The sequence below is a fragment of the Bradyrhizobium sp. B124 genome, assembly GCF_038967635.1.
Classification (GTDB): domain Bacteria; phylum Pseudomonadota; class Alphaproteobacteria; order Rhizobiales; family Xanthobacteraceae; genus Bradyrhizobium.
This window is the reverse complement of record NZ_CP152413.1, coordinates 8,677,502-8,694,957: the sequence shown is the minus strand read 5'-3', so window position 1 is coordinate 8,694,957 and position 17,456 is coordinate 8,677,502. Positions and strand designations below refer to the sequence as shown.

Sequence of the window (17,456 nt, the reverse complement as noted above, 5' to 3'; positions counted from 1 at the left end):
CCGATCTGTCCGGGCCCGCGACGGGTTCCGACCAACCTGGAATGGTTAAGATTATCGCAACGCACGGGCGCAAATTGCCTGTGCTTGCGGTCGCCTTTCTCAATTTGATGCCCCTATAGAAACTCAAAGTGCGCGGGGGCGCGGGGAAGTGGAAGCGAGCAATGAACGGACTGTTGCCAAAGCCGAAGGCGGTGCCGACCAAACGGCTCCTCGCGCTCGGGATCGGTCTCGTCTTGTGCTTTTCGGCGATCTGCGCGTCCATTCTCTGGGAGATGGCCGGCAAGGACTATCAGCATGCGAAGGAGGGCGCGACCAACCTCGTCGCCTCCATCGCCAGCGAGATCGATCGCAACATCGAGCTCTATGACCTGTCGCTGCAGGCCGTCGCCGACGGCGTCAAGCTGCCGGAGCTGGGCAAGATCAGCCCGGAGCTTCGCCAGGTCGTGCTGTTCGACCGCGCCGCCACCGCCAAGGATCTCGGCTCAATCCTCGTGCTGAATACGGCGGGAGACGTCACGCTCGATTCCCGGACATTGACGCCGCGGACCGCAAATTTCGCCGACCGAGACTTCTTCCGGGTGCATCAGGCGCGAGCCGACAGCGGACTGTTCATCAGCGCTCCCTGGGTGACTTCAGACGGCGAATATCTGATCAGCCTGAGCCGCCGCATCAGCAATGACGACGGATCCTTTGCCGGTGTCGTCGCGGGCAGCATGCGGCTCAGCTATTTCCACAATCTGTTTCGCAAGCTGAGCTTCGGCCTCGGCGATAGCATGGCGTTGTTCAACACCGATGGCGTCATGCTGATGCGAGCACCGTTCGACATCGCCAAGATCGGGCAAAGCATCAGGGACTCACAGGTCTTCAAGCAGTTCCCGGCACGGCAATCCGGCTCCTACATGACGAAATCGCTCGTCGATCATGTCAACCGGCTCTATGTCTTTCAGGCGGTCGGACACCATCCCCTGCTGATCGCCGAGGGCCTCGCGCTCGACGGCATTTATGCCGATTGGTGGCAGCAGCTCTGGCTGATCGGAAGCGTGGTGGCGGCGCTCTGCGGCTTCTCGATCGTCCTGATGTTCTACCTGCTGGCCGCTCTCAAACGGCGGGCCGCCGCTGAAGGCCGGCTCGCGCACCTCGCGAACACCGATGCGCTGACGGGCCTCGCCAACCGCCGCCGCCTCGACGATACGCTTGACGTCGAATGGCGTCGTGGCATGCGCGCAAAGTCGCCGGTATCGCTTCTGATGATCGACGTCGATCATTTCAAGACCTTCAACGACACGTACGGCCATCAGGCCGGCGACGCAGTGCTCGCCACTGTGGGACGGTGCATCGCCACCAGCACCAAGCGCGCAACCGATCTCGGCGCGCGCTACGGCGGCGAGGAGTTTTCGGTGTTGCTGCCCGGCATTGGCAAAGCGGGTGCATTGGAGGTTGCCGAGCAGATTCGCGCGAAGCTGACCGCTGCGCGCGAATCCGAGCATGAGTTGCCGACCGTCAGCATCGGACTGTCTTGCCTCGTCCCGGATCACGAGCGCACATCGCGCGATCTGCTCAAGGCAGCGGACCTCGCGCTCTATCAAGCCAAGCATGAAGGCCGCGACCGCGTCATCACCAGCCCGATCGGGTGGGACAAATCGGGCAAGCGGCAGGTCGCCTGATCGAGATCGCGGCGGCGCGGCCGAACGCGCGCCTGCCCCCTCGGCTCACTCCACCGGCAACACGTCGACGGCGACGCTGAGCTTCTGCTTGCGCGCGCCGACGATGACGCCGTCGACCGGCGAGACGTCGGCGAAGTCGCGGCCGATCGCGAGAATGATGTGGTCGTTGGCGACCATGAGATCGTTGGTCGGATCGAACCCGACCCAGCCGAGCTCGCTGCCGCACCAGACCGACACCCAGGCGTGGGTTGCGTCCGCGCCTTGCAGCCGCGGCTGGCCCGGCGGCGGAATGGTGCGCAGATAACCGCTGACATAGGCCGCCGGCAGACCGAGGCCGCGAAGCCCCGCAATCATCACATGGGCAAAATCCTGGCAGACGCCGTGGCGCTTCTCGAATACGTCGCGAAGCGGGGTCGAGATCACGGTCGCCTTCGGATCGTATTTGAAGTCGCCGCGGATGCGGCGCATCAGGTCGGCCGCACCGGAAAGGATGCCGCCGCCGGGCGAAAAGCTCGCCGAAGCGTAGGCCGTCACCGGCCGCAGCACCGGCACCAGCGCGCTGGCGAAGACGTAGCCGACCGGCGAGCCCGCATCGAGGCTCAATGCCTCGAACGCGTTGTCGCGCACGCACTCCCAGGGCGGGCTCGCCGCGTCACGGAGCGGCGGCTGTCGCGCCACCGAGACCCGCGAGCGGGAATCAATGCGAAGACTGCGATGCGCGGTCTCGATCAGGACGCTTTCGGTCAGCGTGCCGAAAAAGTCGCGCCGCGCGGTGCGCTCCGCGGGCTTCGGACGAATCTCGACCGAATGGGAAACCAGCTCCTGCCCGTCGCCGGTGATCGGCTCCAGCCGCAGCGCGCAGCGCGCGAAGCTGACCTGGGTCTCGTAGCTGTAGGTCGTGACGTGACGGATGTCGTAGATCACGCCAGCCCCGTGAGCTTCTCCGGCCGGCTGGCGTTCGGCCCGTGCGGAAAATAATGCAGCCCGACCGAGTCGGCGAGGTTGAGCAGGTCCTGCTCCAGCGCAAACAGCGTCTTGACGTCGAGGCTGCTGGCTTCAGCCGTCGTCAACATCGCCTCGACCGCAACCGCGAGCCGCTGCGGCCGCTCGATCAGGCCGTGCTCCTTCAGGCTCGGCAGCGCGGCGATATGCCCGTTCAGCGCCGCGACCTGGAATGCGACCGAGCGAGGATTGTAGGGATCGAGCACGGCGAGATCGCGCACCGGCGTCAGCAGCGGCTGCACCAGATAGCGCGAGCGGTAGGTGATTTGGCAGTCGACCAGCGTCAGCAGGACGTCGAGGTCTTCGTCACCGGCTTCGTCATAGGCGAACTGTCGGGCAAAGCGTGTGGTGTTGATGGCGCGCTCGGCACGGCGGCCCATCTCGAGGAAGCGCCAACCCGCCGCGCGGTTCATGTTCTCCTGCGCGAGGCCGGCGAAGCTTGCGAGCTCCTGCAAGGTCAGCTCGGCGGCGCTGACGACGCCGTCATCGTCGTGAACCTCGATCGCGAGCCGATCCGCCATCTCGGTGATGACCTGCCAGGCGTCCGGCGACAGCCGCTCGCGGAGCGAGGTGGCCGTGCGCTGCGCCGATCGCACCAGCGACAGCGCCGAGCCGAACTTCTCCTCGTTCTGCAGCGCTTCGAGCGCGACCTTGGCGGGATTGGCGCGCGCGGTTTGCGAGGCCGCGCCCCAGGTAACCAGCATGCGCTGGATGCGCTCGGCCGAATGCATCGCCGGCGTCGAGCCGGTCGAATTCGCCCGCGCCGGATCGCGCAGCGGCGTGCACAGTGCGCGGATCAAGCGAATGGTGGCTTCGGCGCGCTCGAGATAGCGCCCGAGCCAGAACAGATTGTCGGCGGCGCGGCTCGGCAGCACACCGGCGATGCGGCGGATTCGGACGGTGTCGACCGCCGGCAGCAGGGTCGAGGTCGCAACCGCCTTGTCGGAGACCACCCAGACGTCGGCGGACACCGCGCCATCGCCCATCGACACCGCGCGCGCATCCGCCCGATCCGCGATCCGGCAGAAGCCGCCGGGCAGCACGGTCCAGCCGTTCGGCGTCGCCGCCGCGAACACCCGCAGCACGAATGGACGCGGCGCGATGCGGCCGTCCTCCCACACCGGCGTCGTGGAGAGGCGCACCAGTTCCTGTCCGACATAATCGATGCCGCGATGGCTGATCGCATCCTTCAGGCGGTCGCGGTCCGCCGCCGACAGTTCGCCCGGCAGCACCGGCCCGTGGCCTGGAAAATCCGCGACGCCGCGGCCATAGGCGCCTTCGATGGCGAATTCGTCGAGCCGCGACAGCACCTGCTTGCGGGCGGACTTCTGGCCGCACCACCAGGTCGCGATGTGCGGCATCATCAGGTCTTCACTGAGCAGACGCCGACACAGATTGGGCAGGAAGCCAAGCAGCGCCCTCGCCTCCATCACGCCCGAGCCCGGCATGTTGGCGACCACGACGCCGCTCTTGCGCAGCACCTCGACGAGCCCGGGCACGCCGAGATAGGAAGAGGCGTCGAGCTCGAGCGGATCGAGCATGTTGGAATCGACCCGGCGCAGCAGCACGTCGAGCCGCTTCAATCCGGCAACGGTGCGGATGTGGATGCGGTCGCCGGAGACCGCGAGATCGTCGCCCTCGACCAGCAGGAAGCCAAGATAGCGCGCCAGCGTGGCGTGCTCGAAATAGGTCTCGCTGAACGCGCCGGGCGTCAGCAGACCGATCCGCGGCTCGTCGCGGTCGGCGCTGGCACGCAGTGAATCGCGGAACGCTTCGAAGAACGGCGCGACGCGCTCGACATTCATCGACTTGTAGAGATTGGAAAAGGCACGCGACAGCACCAGGCGGTTTTCCAGCGCATAGCCCGCGCCGGACGGCGCCTGCGTGCGATCGCCGAGCACCCACCAGCGGCCGTCAGGCCCGCGGCCGATGTCGGCGGCGTAAAGATGCAGATAGCGGCCGCCGGGCGGCTTGATGCCGCTGACCGCGCGCAGATATTCGCTGCTGCCAGCGATCGCCGCGGCGGGAATCGCCCCCTCTGTGACGAGACGGCCGTCGCCGTAGAGATCGGCCAGCACCATTTCCAAAAGCTGCGCGCGCTGCGCGACACCGGCGGCGAGCTGGCGCCAGTCGGCCGCATCGATGATCAGCGGCAGATGGCTGAGCGGCCAGATCCGGTCGGACGTGTCGCCGGGCGCGCGGTAGGTGACGCCGGCCTCGCGCAGATGGCGATCGGCGGAGGCAAAGCGGCGTTCGATATCGGCCGGCGACAGCCCGGCAAAGGCGTCAAAGAAACGCGCCCAGACCGGCCGCGGCGCGCCGTTCTCGGCAATATATTCATCGGGAATGCCGGGCAGCCGGACATAGTCGCGGGTCCACTGCGCCATCCGGCGCTGACCGGGACGGGCCCTGCTCTCCTGACTGCTTCCTTGACTGGTTCCTTGGCCACCCGATGCGGTCATTGCACTTCCCCTGCATCCAATTACTGCAGGAGCGGCGTCCGCAAGTCGAGGGTCAAGGGAAACTCAATTGTGCGTTCCTCCGGCGGTGGTTCGATCCTGCCGGGGGTATGACCGTGCTCCTGGAAGCGCGCCAGCCGCCGCGCTTCGGCCTCGTAGGAATTGACCGGCTTGGTCTCGTAGTTGCGGCCACCGGGATGGGCGACATGATAGACGCAGCCGCCGAGCGAGCGGCCGTTCCAGGTATCGATCAGGTCAAACGTCAGCGGCGCATGCACGGGGATGGTCGGATGCAGGCCGGAGGCCGGCTGCCAGGCCTTGAAGCGCACGCCGGCGACTGCCTCGCCGGCGCGGCCGGTCTCGGTCATCGGCATCCGCCTGCTGTTGCAGGTGATGACGTGGCGGCCCTCGACGAATCCCGTCGCCTTCACCTGGAGCCGCTCGACCGAGGAATCGACGTAGCGCACGGTGCCGCCGGCCGTGCCCTCCTCGCCCAGCACGTGCCAGGGCTCGAGCGCCTGCCGCAGCTCGAGGCCGACGCCACCGTGATGGATGCGGCCGAAGGCGGGGAAGCGGAATTCGAGCTGGGCCTGATACCACTCCGGCTCGACGTCGTAGCCGGATTGCTTGAGCTCGGCGAGCACGCCCAGGAAATCCTCCCAGAGGAAATGCGGCAGCATGAAGCGGTCATGCAGCGCGGTGCCCCAGCGCACGAACTTGCCCTGCTGCGGCTCGCGCCACAGCTTGGCGATCAGCGCCCGGATCAGAAGCTGCTGCGCCAGCGACATCCGCGGGTCGGGCGGCATTTCGAGCGCGCGGAATTCGACCAGGCCGAGCCGGCCGGTCGGGCCATCGGGCGAATAGAGCTTGTCGATGCAGATCTCGGCGCGATGGGTGTTGCCGGTGATGTCGACCAGGATGTGCCGGAACATGCGATCGACCAGCCACAGCGGCGCCTCCATGCCCGGCGGCGGAACGTGCGACAGCGCGATCTCGAGCTCATAGAGCCCGTCATGCCGCGCCTCGTCGATGCGCGGCGCCTGGCTGGTCGGGCCGATGAACATGCCGGAGAACAGGTAGGACAGCGACGGATGCCGCTGCCAGTACAGCACGAGGCTCTTCAGCAGATCGGGCCGGCGCAGGAACGGCGAATCCTCCGGCTTGCTGCCGCCGACCACGATGTGGTTGCCGCCGCCGGTGCCGGTGTGGCGACCATCGATCAGGAAACGGTTGGCCCCGAGCCGCGTCTTCGCGGAGTCCTCATAGAGACCGAGGGTGATGTCGACGGCCTCGCGCCAGCTTTGCGCCGGCTGCACGTTGATCTCGATCACGCCGGGATCCGGCGTCACCTTGATCACCTCGATCCGCGGATCGAACGGCGGCGCGTAGCCCTCGACGTGGACTTGCAGCTGCAGCTGTTCGGCGGCGGCCTCGATCGCGGCGATCAGCTCGAGATAGTCGTCGACCTTCTCGACCGGCGGCATGAAGGCGCACAGCACGCCATCGCGCACCTCGATCGACATCGCGGTGCGCACCGGCAGCGGCTCTTCAATGTCCTTGAGCGCCCGCGTCAGCTCCGGATCGATCTTCCCCAGCGCGTCGCGCGGCGCCATCGGATCCTGCTCGATGACGTAGGGAAAATCCTCGGGCGGGACGTGTTCGAGCGAAGAGATCGGAAGCCGCAAGCCCAGCGGGGAATCGCCCGGAAAGAGGAACAGATGACTGCGCCGGATCTTCCAGTGTTCGCTGCGCCAGCGCGCCGGCACGCGATCGCCGAGCGGGCTCCAGCGCTGGATCGGCAGCACGTAACCCTTCGGCGTGGTCAGCCCCTCGTCGAACACCCGCGCCATCCGGGCGCGCTCTTCCGGATCGGTCAGTTTGGAATTCGCAGGGCTGACATTAGCCGGCAAACCGGCCTCGCGCTCGAGCCAGAACGCAGTGTCCTCAAAGGCCGGCATGACGTGGTCAGCCTTCAGGCCGAGCCGGGCGGCGATGCCGATTGCGAGGCGCTCCGCATCGGCGATCTCAGCCTTGCGCGGATTTTCGAGTGAAGCGATCAGGTCGGCATTGTTCCAGATCGGCTTGCCGTCCTTGCGCCAGTAGAGGCCGAACGCCCAGCGCGGCAGGCTCTCGCCGGGATACCATTTGCCCTGGCCGTAATGCAGCAGGCCGCCGGGCGCGAACCGCGTGCGCAGCTTGCGGATCAACTCGTCGGCAAGCCCGCGCTTGGTCGGACCGACCGCGGCGACGTTCCACTCCGGCGATTCCAGATCGTCGACCGAGACGAAGGTCGGCTCGCCGCCCATGGTCAGCCGCACGTCGTCCTTACTTAGATCTGCATCAACCTGCTCGCCGAGCCGGTCGAGCCGCGCCCAGGATTCATCCGAAAACGGCTTGGTGATCCGCGGCGCCTCGCGAATCCGCTTGACGCTCATCTCGAAGCCGAACTCGACATTGGCAAAGCCCGCGGTGCCGGTCACCGGCGCAGCCGAGCGATAGTGTGGCGTGGCGCAGACCGGGATATGTCCCTCGCCCGTCAGCATGCCGGAGGTGACGTCGAAACCGATCCAGCCCGCACCCGGCAGATAAACCTCGGCCCAGGCGTGCAGGTCGGTGAAATCGCTCTCGACCTCGCGCGGCCCCTCGAGCGGATCGATGTCGGGCCGCAGCTGGATGAGATATCCGGAGACGAAGCGCGCGGCGAGCCCGAGATGGCGCAGCGCCTGGATCAAGAGCCACGCCGAGTCGCGGCAGGAGCCGGAGCCCGCGGCCAGCGTCTCCTCCGGCGTCTGGATGCCCGCCTCCATGCGGATCACGTAGCCGATCTTCTTCTGCAGCTGCGCGTTCAGCTCGACCAGGAAATTGACGGTCGAGTCGGCCTTGCGCGGAATGTCCTTCAGATAAGCCGCGAGCAACGGCCCAGGCACCTCGGTTTCAAGATAAGGCGCGAGCTCGGTCTTGAGGTCGCCGGGGTATTCGAATGGAAAGCTGCCGGCATAGGGCTCGACGAAGAAGTCGAACGGATTGACCACCGTCATCTGCGCGGTAAAGTCGACCTCGACCTTGAGCTCGGTCGCCTTCTCCGGAAACACGTAGCGCGCCAGCCAGTTGCCCTGCGGATCCTGCTGCCAGTTCACGAAGTGGTTTGATGGCGTGACCTTGAGCGAGTAGCTCAGGATCGGCGTGCGGGTATGCGGCGCGGGCCGGAGCCGAATGGTCTGGGGCCCGAGATCGATCGGCCGGTCGTATTTGTAGTGCGTGACGTGATGCAGTGCGACGAAGATCGACACGGACCGAGGACTCCAGCAGCTTTTTTGAGCAGAACACTGCTGCCGGTCGACATCAAGCACTAACAACGGGCAGCGACTGCCCAGGAATTATCCGCCGCGTTGTCCCGACCTCAGCGACTGGCGTGGCTGGTTAGCCTCACCCGCTAGCGGCCGATCGCGCCGGATACCTGCGACGCAAGCTGCTCGGCAAGCATATGATAGCCCTCGGGAGTCAAATGCTGGCCATCGGGCTGATGCGGGAGCCCGCCCAGCATCCCGTTAGGAAGCATGATCACCGCGATGCCCCGGGCGCTGAGGCGACTTTGAATATCCGCGGTCCGGTCAGGGCTGCCCTTGCGCCGGTCATTGCCGCCCGGCTGTAGAATCACCGCACGGGTCCCGTTCGGGACGGCACGGTCCAGGCGTTGCAGCATCCCTTCCGTGGTGTCGCCATTGATGCCGGCGTTCACGACACGGACGCTCAAACCCTTCGCCCGCAAGATCGCTTCGAGCTGCGCGGGATAGGCCTGGTTGCGCGGCACGCCCTTGCCGTAGGTATTGCTCGCGCCAAGCGCGACGATAGTTGCGGCGTTAGCCGAACCGACGTTAAGGCTCAAGGCGGCCAGGAATGCGAGGCATCCAATCAACCCGCGCACGCGCATGCATCCTCCGTCCAATCCGTAGCCCGGATGGAGCGCAGCGTAATCCGGGAGGCTTCATCCGGGCTACGCGAATGCTACATCGTCGCGCCCAAGACCCACGGCGCGAACTCGGCACCGCCGAAATCAAAGCTCTCGCTCTTGGTCGGCTGGCCCGAGGCGGTCTTGAGGATCAGGTCGAAGATGCGCTGGCCGCATTCCTGCACGCTCTCCTCGCCGTCGAGGATGGTGCCGCAATTGACGTCCATGTCGTCTTCCATCCGCTTGTACATCGGCGTGTTGGTGGCGAGCTTGATCGAGGGCGCGGGCTTGCAGCCGAACACGCTGCCGCGGCCGGTGGTGAAGCAGACGAGATTGGCGCCGCCGGCGACCTGCCCGGTCGCGGCGACCGGGTCGTAGCCGGGCGTGTCCATGAATACAAAACCCTTCTTGGTGACGGGTTCGGCGTAATGCAGGACGTCGACGAGATTGGTGCTGCCAGCCTTGGCCATTGCGCCGAGCGACTTCTCGAGGATCGTGGTGAGGCCGCCGGCCTTGTTGCCAGGGCTCGGATTGGCATTCATCTCGGCGCCTTCACGCTGGGTGTACTCCTCCCACCAGCGCATCAGGCCGACCAGTTTCTCGCCGACCTCGCGGCTGACGGCGCGGCGGGTCAACAGATGCTCGGCGCCGTAGGTCTCCGGCGTCTCCGAGAGGATCACCGTGCCGCCGTGACGGACCAGCAAGTCGCTGGCCGCGCCGAGCGCCGGATTGGCCGACACGCCGGAATAGCCATCAGAGCCGCCGCATTGCAGCGCTACCGTCAACTCGCTTGCCGGCACCGCCTCGCGCTTGACCTTGTTGGCGTCGGTGAGCGCCTCCTTCACGAAGGCCACGCCGGCTTCCACGGTCTTGCGCGTGCCGCCGACCTCCTGGATGTCCATCGCACGCAGGCGGCCGGCGAGCTTCTGCTCGGCCATCAGGCCGCCGATCTGGTTCACCTCGCAGCCGAGGCCGAGCACAATGACATTGGAGAAATTGACGTGCCGCGCATAACCGCCGAGCGTGCGGCGAAGCAGCGCCAAGGGCTCGTCCTGGGTCATGCCGCAGCCGGTCTTGTGGGTCAGCGCGACAACGCCATCGACATTCGGGAAATCGGCCAGCGGATTGTCGCCGGTGAACGGATTCTTCTTGAACATGTCGGCGACGATTCCAGCGACATGGGCGCTGCAGTTCACCGAGGTGAGGATGCCGATATAGTTGCGCGTCGCGACGCGGCCGTCGGCGCGGCGGATGCCCTCGAAGGTCGCCGGCAGATCGAAGTTCGGCACCGGCTTGACGTCGACGCCATAGGCATAGTCCTTGGCAAAATCGCCCATGCCGCAGTTCTGCGTGTGCACGTGCTGGCCGGGCGCAATCGGCTGGGTCGCGAAGCCGATGATCTGGCCGTAGCGCCGGATCGGCTCACCTGTCGCGATCGGCTTGATCGCAACCTTGTGGCCGGCCGGAATGCGATCGACCGTAGTGACGCCTTCGGTCACCTCCAACCCCGGCGGCAGGCTCGCGCGCGCGATCAGGACGCTGTCGTCGGCGTGCAGACGGATCACTTGTGCCGAGGCCATGGGAGTTCTCCTTGGTGCTTTCTACACCTCTCCCCGCTCTCTGCGGGGAGAGGTCGGATCGCGTCAGCGATCCGGGTGAGGGACGAGGCACACTGCCAACTTCAACAACGGTGCTCGCCGGATAGAAGCCCCTCACCCCAACCCTCTCCCCGTAAAGAACGGGGAGAGGGAGAGGATCAAGTTACGCCTTGCCGCCGGACTTCTCGCGGGTCGCATTGACCTGCATCCTGGCATAGACCTGCATTAGGCCGACCTCGTTCGACAGCGTCACGAGCTTGAAGCCCATGTTGATCGCGCGCACCGCGCCCTCGGCGCCCGAGCAGTGGATGCCCGGATTGAGGCCGCGCTTGCCGCACTCCTTGATGATCTTCTCGTAGATCTTGAGGATCTCGGGCTCATCGCGATCGAGCTTCGGCACCAGACCGTAGGAGAAACCGAGATCGGACGGACCGATATAGACGCCGTCGATGCCTTCGACATCGAGGATCGCTTCCATGTTCTCGACCGCGGTCTTGGTTTCCATCATCGGCAGCAGCACGATCTCGTCGTTGGCGGTCTGCTGATAGGTGCCGGCCGAGCCATACATTCCGGCGCGGATCGGGCCGTTGGAGCGCACGCCCTTCGGCGGATACTTGGCATAGGAAACCAGGTTCTTGGCTTCCTGCGGCGTGTTGACCATCGGGCAGATCACGCCATAGGCGCCGCCGTCCAGCACCTTGCCGATGATGCCGGGCTCATTCCAGGGCACGCGGACCATCGGCGTCACCGGATGCGCATGCATCGACTGGAAGCACTGCACCATCGACTGATAATCCTGCACGCCATGCTGCATGTCGACGGTGACGCTGTCGAAGCCGCATTGCGCGATCACTTCGGCCGAGAACCCGGAGGGGATCGCGAGCCACGCGTTCACCACGGCCTTGCCCGATGCCCAGACTTGCTTGACCTTGTTTGCCATTGATCGCGTTTCCCTTTGCGGTTTATTGGGGGACGAGCCTCAGCTGGTCGCCCGCTGGATAGAAACTTCGCTGACGCCGACTTCGCGCGCGGTATTCACTATCGCCGCCCAGGTGTCGTCAGGCAAGGGGATGCCGTTCCTGGTGCGATCGGCGCGGGTTTTTCGCTCGGGATCACCCGGAACCAGCACGGACTCGGTGCCTGCGATCGGCTTGGTGGCGCGAATGAAATCGGTGTAGCGGGTGATTTCATCGTCGAAGAAATTGCTGGTGTCGATCACCCTGGGATCGATGTAGAACGCCATCATGCCGTTGGCGAAACGCCGGTCCGACGACGTCGCGCCGGTGCCGGTCAGCGCGCCGCCGAGCAGCTCGCAGATGAAGGCAAGGCCCGAACCCTTGTGATCGCCGAAGGCGCGGATCGCGCCGGTTCCCTTGGTATGGTCGCGCGGCCCGTCCGGCGTGTACGGGCCATACAGCACATGCGGATCCTCGCTCAGCGTGCCGTCGGCATCGACCAGCGCGCCGTGCGGCAGCTTCTTGCCGCCGCGGCTGGCGACCAGGCACTTGCCCTCGGCGACGACGGAGGTCGCGAAATCGAGCACGATCGGGTCCTGCCCCTGGCGCGGAATGCCGACGCAATACGGCGCGGTGGACAGCCGCTTCTCGACGCCGCCGTAAGGCGCGACCAGCAGCGAGCCCGCTGCGGTTACGAAATGAACAGACACAAGCCCCTCGGCGGCGGCCATTTCGGCCCAGTCGCCGACGCGGCCGAGATGGCCGGAATTGCGCAGCGCGACCGCGGCAAGCCCCGCCTTCTTGCACTTCTCGATGCCGAGCCTCACTGCGACAGGCGTGACGGTCTGGCCATAACCGAACTTGCCGTCGACCACTGCGAGCGAGGCCGTGTCGACCACGACCTCGGGGGTCTGGTTCGGCACGATCGAGCCCATCTTCTTCCATCTGACATAGACGGGCACGCGGATCACGCCGTGGCTGTCATGGCCCGTCAGATTCGCGGTCGTCAGGTAGGTCGCGATGCGCTTCGCCTCTTCCGGAGAGGACTCCGAATGGGAAAACACCTCGGACACGAAGTTGATGAGATTATCGACCTTGATGGTGACCATGAAAGACTAGCTCGCTCGATGAAGCACAGTGCGTTGTCAGGCGTGGGTTTTGGCGTGGCCGCCGAGATAGGCCGCGGCGATGGCTTCGTTGCCCCACAATTCGTCGGGCTTGCCGCCCAGCACAATCCGGCCGGTTTCCAGGACGAAGCCGTGATCGGCGACCGAAAGTCCCATGCGCGCATTTTGCTCGACGAGCAAGACCGTGGTGTCCTTCCTGATCTGCGAAATGATGCGGAACACCGCCTGCACAATCACAGGCGCCAGCCCGAGAGACGGCTCGTCGAGCAGCAACAGCCGCGGCTTGGCCATCAGGCCGCGCGCCACCGCGACCATCTGCAGCTGGCCGCCGGACAGCGTCCAGCCGAGCGCATTGGAGAAGGCGCGGATGTCCGGGAACAGGTCGAACATCGCGTCGGCCTCGCGCGAGATCTGCGACGCCCCGACCTTCCGGTTCGACGCGCCGAGCATGATGTTCTCTTTCACGGTGAGGCCCGGAAACACGCGGCGGCCTTCCGGCACATGCGAGATGCCGAGCCGCACGATCGCTTCCGGCCCAAGGCCCGCGATCGAGTGACCGTCGAACAGGATGTCGCCGGAGGCAGGCTTGGCGAGGCCGGAGATCGCGCGCAGCGTGGTCGACTTGCCGGCGCCGTTGGCGCCCAGCAGCGTGACCACCTGGCCCTGCTCCACGGCGATGGTGACGCCGCGCAGCGCCTCGATCTCGCCGTAGCGGACCACGAGATTGCGGATTTCGAGCAGCGGCATCATTCGCTCCCGAGATAAGCGGAGACGACGTCGGGATGACGCAGCACCGCCATGGACTCGCCGTCGGCGATGCGGCGCCCGAAATTCAGCACGGTGATGTGCTGGGCTGCCTCCGAGACCAGCGTCATGTCGTGATCGATGATCAGGATGGTGAGGCCCTGCGCTGCGATGCGCTTCAGCAGCTCATGCAGCTCGAGCTTCTCGGTCGAATTGAGGCCGGCGGCCGGTTCGTCGAGCAGCAGCAACGTCGGGTTCGACGCCAATGCGCGGGCGATCTCGATCAGGCGCTGGTGGCCGTAGGAGAAGCTCGAGATCAGCTCGTTGGCGCGGTTGCCGAGACCGACGAAGGTCAAGGCCTCCATCGCGCGCTCGGTCAGTGCGTCGTCGCCCTTCCCGATCATGGTGTTGCCGGGACGCTCGGCGCCGATCTCGACATTCTCCAGCGCCGTCATCGAACGGAACAGGCGGATGTTCTGGAAGGTGCGTCCGAGCCCCGCAGCGGTGCGCTGATGCGGCGCCATGCTGGTGATGTCGGTGCCGTCGAGCACGATCTTGCCGGCGGTTGCCTTGTAGAGACCGGACAGCACGTTCAGCGTCGTGGTCTTGCCGGAACCGTTGGGTCCGATCAACGCATGCACGCTGCCGCGCTTCACCGCGATGTCGACGCCATCGACCGCCTTGAGGCCGCCGAAATGCTTCGAGAGCCCGGTGACTTCGAGCACGATGTCGCCGCCTGTGGTCGCGGGCTTGAGCTGGAGCGCTCCGGCAACAGGCGGCGCCATGCTGTGCGCGCGCCAGCGCGTGAACGCGTCGGACACAAAGCCCCAGATGCCGTCCGGCATGAAGCGGATGATCAGGATCACCGACAGTCCGTAGATCGCGAGGTAGAGACCGGGCACGCTCTTCAGGAAGCGCAGCCATTCCGGAATCAGGATCAACAGCCCGGTGCCGATCGCGGAGCCGATCGGCGAGGCCACGCCGCCGAGCAGCGACATGGTCAGGAACTGAATCGATTCCGCAAATGAGAACTGGTCGGGACTGACATAGGCAAAGCCGCCGGCGAACAGGCCGCCCGCGAGGCCGCCGAGTACCGCGCACACCGCAAAGGCGGAGACCTTGGTGCGGAATACGTCGATGCCGTTGACGCCGGCCGCAAGCTCGTTGTCGCGCACCGCGCGCATGGCGCGGCCGAGCTTGGTGTCAGGCAGATGCCAGACCAGATAGCCGACGATCGCGAGCATCGCGACGCAGAAAGCGAGATAGCTCTGCGAGGACTGGAACAGTTCGGGCCGGCGAATGTTGGCGACGCCGTCCGGCCCGTGGGTCACGCCGATGGCGTTGATCATCACCAGCGTCACGATCTGCTGGAACGAGATCGTCACCATCGCGAGGTAATGCCCGCCGAGCCGCAGCGTCGACATGCCTAAAAACGCGCCGGCGACCAGCGTGATCGCGCAGGCGCCGACCAGACAGAGCCAGAAGTTCAGATGCAGGTCGGCAGTGCCGAGGCCGACGGCATAGGCACCGAAGCCGAAGAACGCCGCCTGCGCCAGGTTGATCTGGCCGCACAGGCCGAGCACGACCGACAAACCGAACACCGCGATCGAGAAGGTCGTGGCCTGCAGCAGGATGTTGAGGATGTAGCCGTCGAACTGCATGCTGGCGGCGAGCGCCACCAGCGCGGCCGCGCCGATGAAATACGGCAAATGGCGAACGATCAGCGGTTTTGAGCGCACGGCGGGCGCCGGGATCATGTTGTCGCTGGCGCTCATGCTTTCTCCGCGACACGTTCGCCGAAGATGCCCTGCGGCCGGAACACCAGGAAAGCGATCAGCACCAGGAAGGCAAAGCCGTCCTTGTACGGCACCGAGATATAGGCGGCGCCGAACGTCTCGATGACGCCGAGCGCAAGGCCGCCGACGATGGCGCCGGCAACGTCGCCGAAGCCGCCGATGATGGTCGCGGCAAACGCCTTCAGCGCAATCGTCGAGCCCATCTGGATCGAGACGAACAGCACCGGCGCCACCAGGATGCCGGCGAGACCGCCGAGCACGGCAGAGTAGATGAAGGTGATCATGATCATGGTGGAGACGGAGATGCCGAGCAGCGAGGCCATCTCCTTGTCCTGCGAGGTCGCCTGCAGCTTCTTGCCGAGCAGCGTCTTCTCGAAGAACCAGAAATTGAACAGCACCAGGAGGATCGTGACGCCGATGATCAAGAGATACTGGCTGTCGAGATAGACCGGGCCGAGCTGGATGCCGGGCGTATCGAACCAGCCCTGCAGCACCTGCGGCTGCGGACCGTAGATCGCGAGCACCGAGTTCGACAGCAGGATCGAGGCGCCGATGGTAGCGATGATGACAGGCAGATAGGTGCGGTGGCGCAGCGGATAGTAGACGCCGAGATTGAAGATGACGCCGAACAGCGCCATGCCGGCGAGCGCGATCAGGAACGACAGCCAGTAAGGCCAGCCGAGATCGACCGAGAACACCACCATCAGATAGGCGGCCACCATCGAGAACTCGCCTTGCGCGAAGTTCACCACGTTGGTGGCGCGGAAGATCAGCACGAAACCGAGCGCGACCAGCGCGTAGACCGCGCCGATGCCGATGCCGGTGAACAGCAGTTGTAGAACCAGATCCATGACAGCGCTCGATCTGAACAGTGTGCGCAGAAGATCGGCCTCGCCGGTTTCGCCGGCGAGGCCGATCCGCGATCAATCGTTGAAGTCGATGTGCTTGTCGTAGACGATCTTGCCCTTGTCGTTCTTCACGACATTGTAGCCGTGCAGGCCGTCGCCGTTCTTGTCGAAATTATACTCGCCTTCAGCACCGGCGAATTTCTGCGTCGCCAGGATGGCGTCGCGGATCTTGTTCGGATCGGTCGAGCCGGCCTTGTTGATCGCCGCCGACAGGATGGTGATCGCGTCGTACGGCCAGGCGCTCTGGTTGTCGGGCGCGGTCTTGTAGGCATCGCGATAGGACTTGCCGAACGCCTTCGCGGTATCGCTCGAGTCTTCGGCGAAGTCGGCGACGCCGTAGGTGCCGAACAGCGCGGGACCGGCGAGCTTGGTCGAGGAGACCGCCACCACCGAGGGCGAGCCGACCCAGGGGATGTTGACGCCGAGCTGGCGCAACTGCCGGGCAAAGATGCCGAGGTCGTTCTCGAAGGTGAAGTAGGTGCCGAGCACGTCGGCGCCGGACTGCTTCACGGCCAGCACGACCGGGGTGAAGTCCTGGCTCTGGTTGGCGTAGCCTTGGTCAAGCACCGGCGGCGCGCCGAGCTTGGTCAGCGCCTCTGACAGCGCCTTGCCGCCCGCGGTACCGAACGCGTCGGTCGAATGCACGATCGCCCATTTCTTCTTGCCGAGCGTGGTGACGCCGAAATCGGCGATCACGCGGCCGGAATAATTGTCGTTCGGGCGGAAGCGGAACAGCCAGGGATTGCCGGAATGGGTGAGATCGGGATTGGTGCCGCCGATCATCACCGGCTTGCCGACCTTGATCACATCGGGCGCCATCGCCTGCACCTGGGTCGAGCGGATCGAGCCGAGGAAGGCAACGATGTCGGATTGCGCGGCGAGCTTGGAGAACGCCAGCACGATGCCCGGATTGGTGGTCTGGTCATCCTCGATGACGAGTTCGACCTGCTTGCCGAGTACTCCACCGGCCTTGTTGACCGCGGCCAGCGCCAGCTTGGCGCCGTTCTGGGCCCACAGGCCCTGCTCCGCCGCGGGTCCAGTCACCGGCACGCACATGCCGATCTTGATGGTCGCCCCCTGCGCCCAAGCGCTGCGCATCAGCGCGGGAGCAGCGAGACCTGCCGCCAAGCCGGCGGAAAACTCACGCCTCGTCAGTTTCATTCAATCCTCCCTTTGGTGCGCCGACTTGCATGTCGGCTGCGTTGAGACGAGCTGACGCGTCGATCGGTTGCCTATCCGCAGCCATCAATCGG

12 protein-coding genes are annotated in these 17,456 nt (G+C 65.5%); 1 reads left to right on the top strand and 11 read right to left on the bottom strand.

The features are described 5' to 3' along the window. Positions 1–161 precede the first annotated feature (161 nt). Positions 162–1,664 (top strand): sensor domain-containing diguanylate cyclase, encoded by a 1,503-nt coding sequence (locus AAFG13_RS40590; protein ID WP_212311127.1) that lies wholly within the window; start codon positions 162–164, stop codon positions 1,662–1,664. 45 nt (positions 1,665–1,709) lie between these two features. On the opposite strand, the gene AAFG13_RS40585 is transcribed toward AAFG13_RS40590, so the two are convergent. The 11 genes from AAFG13_RS40585 to AAFG13_RS40535 all read right to left on the bottom strand — a co-directional run bounded on the left by AAFG13_RS40585 (position 1,710) and on the right by AAFG13_RS40535 (position 17,364). Continuing rightward, positions 1,710–2,588: a transglutaminase family protein gene (locus AAFG13_RS40585; protein WP_212311128.1), complete on the bottom strand. Its 879-nt coding sequence runs from the start codon at positions 2,586–2,588 to the stop codon at positions 1,710–1,712. Further along, complete coding sequence (locus tag AAFG13_RS40580; RefSeq protein ID WP_342710483.1) at positions 2,585–5,053, bottom strand: circularly permuted type 2 ATP-grasp protein; 2,469 nt, start codon at positions 5,051–5,053, stop codon at positions 2,585–2,587. The genes AAFG13_RS40585 and AAFG13_RS40580 overlap by 4 nt, the downstream gene beginning before the upstream one ends. Before the next feature lie 95 nt (positions 5,054–5,148). After that, positions 5,149–8,415, bottom strand: coding sequence for a transglutaminase family protein (locus AAFG13_RS40575; RefSeq protein ID WP_342710482.1), 3,267 nt, complete (start codon positions 8,413–8,415; stop codon positions 5,149–5,151). A 143-nt stretch (positions 8,416–8,558) separates the two neighbouring features. Then, positions 8,559–9,056, bottom strand: coding sequence for a GDSL-type esterase/lipase family protein (locus AAFG13_RS40570; RefSeq protein WP_342710481.1), 498 nt, complete (start codon positions 9,054–9,056; stop codon positions 8,559–8,561). Positions 9,057–9,130: 74 nt separating this feature from the next. Continuing rightward, entirely contained in the window at positions 9,131–10,654 is a 1,524-nt protein-coding gene (locus AAFG13_RS40565; RefSeq protein WP_342710480.1) for an altronate dehydratase family protein, read from the bottom strand. Positions 10,655–10,835: 181 nt separating this feature from the next. After that, positions 10,836–11,612 (bottom strand): aldolase/citrate lyase family protein, encoded by a 777-nt coding sequence (locus tag AAFG13_RS40560; protein WP_212311132.1) that lies wholly within the window; start codon positions 11,610–11,612, stop codon positions 10,836–10,838. 39 nt (positions 11,613–11,651) lie between these two features. Then, a complete protein-coding gene (locus AAFG13_RS40555; RefSeq protein ID WP_342710479.1) occupies positions 11,652–12,737 on the bottom strand; it encodes a malate/lactate/ureidoglycolate dehydrogenase in 1,086 nt (361 codons plus the stop codon). Between the two features lie 36 nt (positions 12,738–12,773). Beyond that, positions 12,774–13,502: an ABC transporter ATP-binding protein gene (locus tag AAFG13_RS40550; protein ID WP_050406791.1), complete on the bottom strand. Its 729-nt coding sequence runs from the start codon at positions 13,500–13,502 to the stop codon at positions 12,774–12,776. Then, positions 13,502–15,274 (bottom strand): branched-chain amino acid ABC transporter ATP-binding protein/permease, encoded by a 1,773-nt coding sequence (locus tag AAFG13_RS40545; protein ID WP_342710478.1) that lies wholly within the window; start codon positions 15,272–15,274, stop codon positions 13,502–13,504. The genes AAFG13_RS40550 and AAFG13_RS40545 overlap by 1 nt, the downstream gene beginning before the upstream one ends. Beyond that, positions 15,271–16,146 (bottom strand): branched-chain amino acid ABC transporter permease, encoded by an 876-nt coding sequence (locus tag AAFG13_RS40540; protein ID WP_029082157.1) that lies wholly within the window; start codon positions 16,144–16,146, stop codon positions 15,271–15,273. The genes AAFG13_RS40545 and AAFG13_RS40540 overlap by 4 nt, the downstream gene beginning before the upstream one ends. A 72-nt stretch (positions 16,147–16,218) precedes the next feature. Continuing rightward, positions 16,219–17,364: an ABC transporter substrate-binding protein gene (locus tag AAFG13_RS40535; protein ID WP_212311135.1), complete on the bottom strand. Its 1,146-nt coding sequence runs from the start codon at positions 17,362–17,364 to the stop codon at positions 16,219–16,221. Between the last annotated feature and the right edge of the window lie 92 nt (positions 17,365–17,456).

What these genes read in the sequence shown, in the direction of transcription:
- AAFG13_RS40590 (WP_212311127.1), top strand. Translation starts at nt 162, where the DNA reads ATGAACGGACTGTTGCCAAAGCCGAAGGCGGTGCCGACCAAACGGCTC.
- AAFG13_RS40580 (WP_342710483.1), bottom strand. Translation starts at nt 5,053, where the DNA reads ATGGCGCAGTGGACCCGCGACTATGTCCGGCTGCCCGGCATTCCCGAT.
- AAFG13_RS40570 (WP_342710481.1), bottom strand. Translation starts at nt 9,056, where the DNA reads ATGCGCGTGCGCGGGTTGATTGGATGCCTCGCATTCCTGGCCGCCTTG.
- AAFG13_RS40565 (WP_342710480.1), bottom strand. Translation starts at nt 10,654, where the DNA reads ATGGCCTCGGCACAAGTGATCCGTCTGCACGCCGACGACAGCGTCCTG.
- AAFG13_RS40560 (WP_212311132.1), bottom strand. Translation starts at nt 11,612, where the DNA reads ATGGCAAACAAGGTCAAGCAAGTCTGGGCATCGGGCAAGGCCGTGGTG.
- AAFG13_RS40555 (WP_342710479.1), bottom strand. Translation starts at nt 12,737, where the DNA reads ATGGTCACCATCAAGGTCGATAATCTCATCAACTTCGTGTCCGAGGTG.
- AAFG13_RS40550 (WP_050406791.1), bottom strand. Translation starts at nt 13,502, where the DNA reads ATGCCGCTGCTCGAAATCCGCAATCTCGTGGTCCGCTACGGCGAGATC.
- AAFG13_RS40545 (WP_342710478.1), bottom strand. Translation starts at nt 15,274, where the DNA reads ATGAGCGCCAGCGACAACATGATCCCGGCGCCCGCCGTGCGCTCAAAA.
- AAFG13_RS40540 (WP_029082157.1), bottom strand. Translation starts at nt 16,146, where the DNA reads ATGGATCTGGTTCTACAACTGCTGTTCACCGGCATCGGCATCGGCGCG.
- AAFG13_RS40535 (WP_212311135.1), bottom strand. Translation starts at nt 17,364, where the DNA reads ATGAAACTGACGAGGCGTGAGTTTTCCGCCGGCTTGGCGGCAGGTCTC.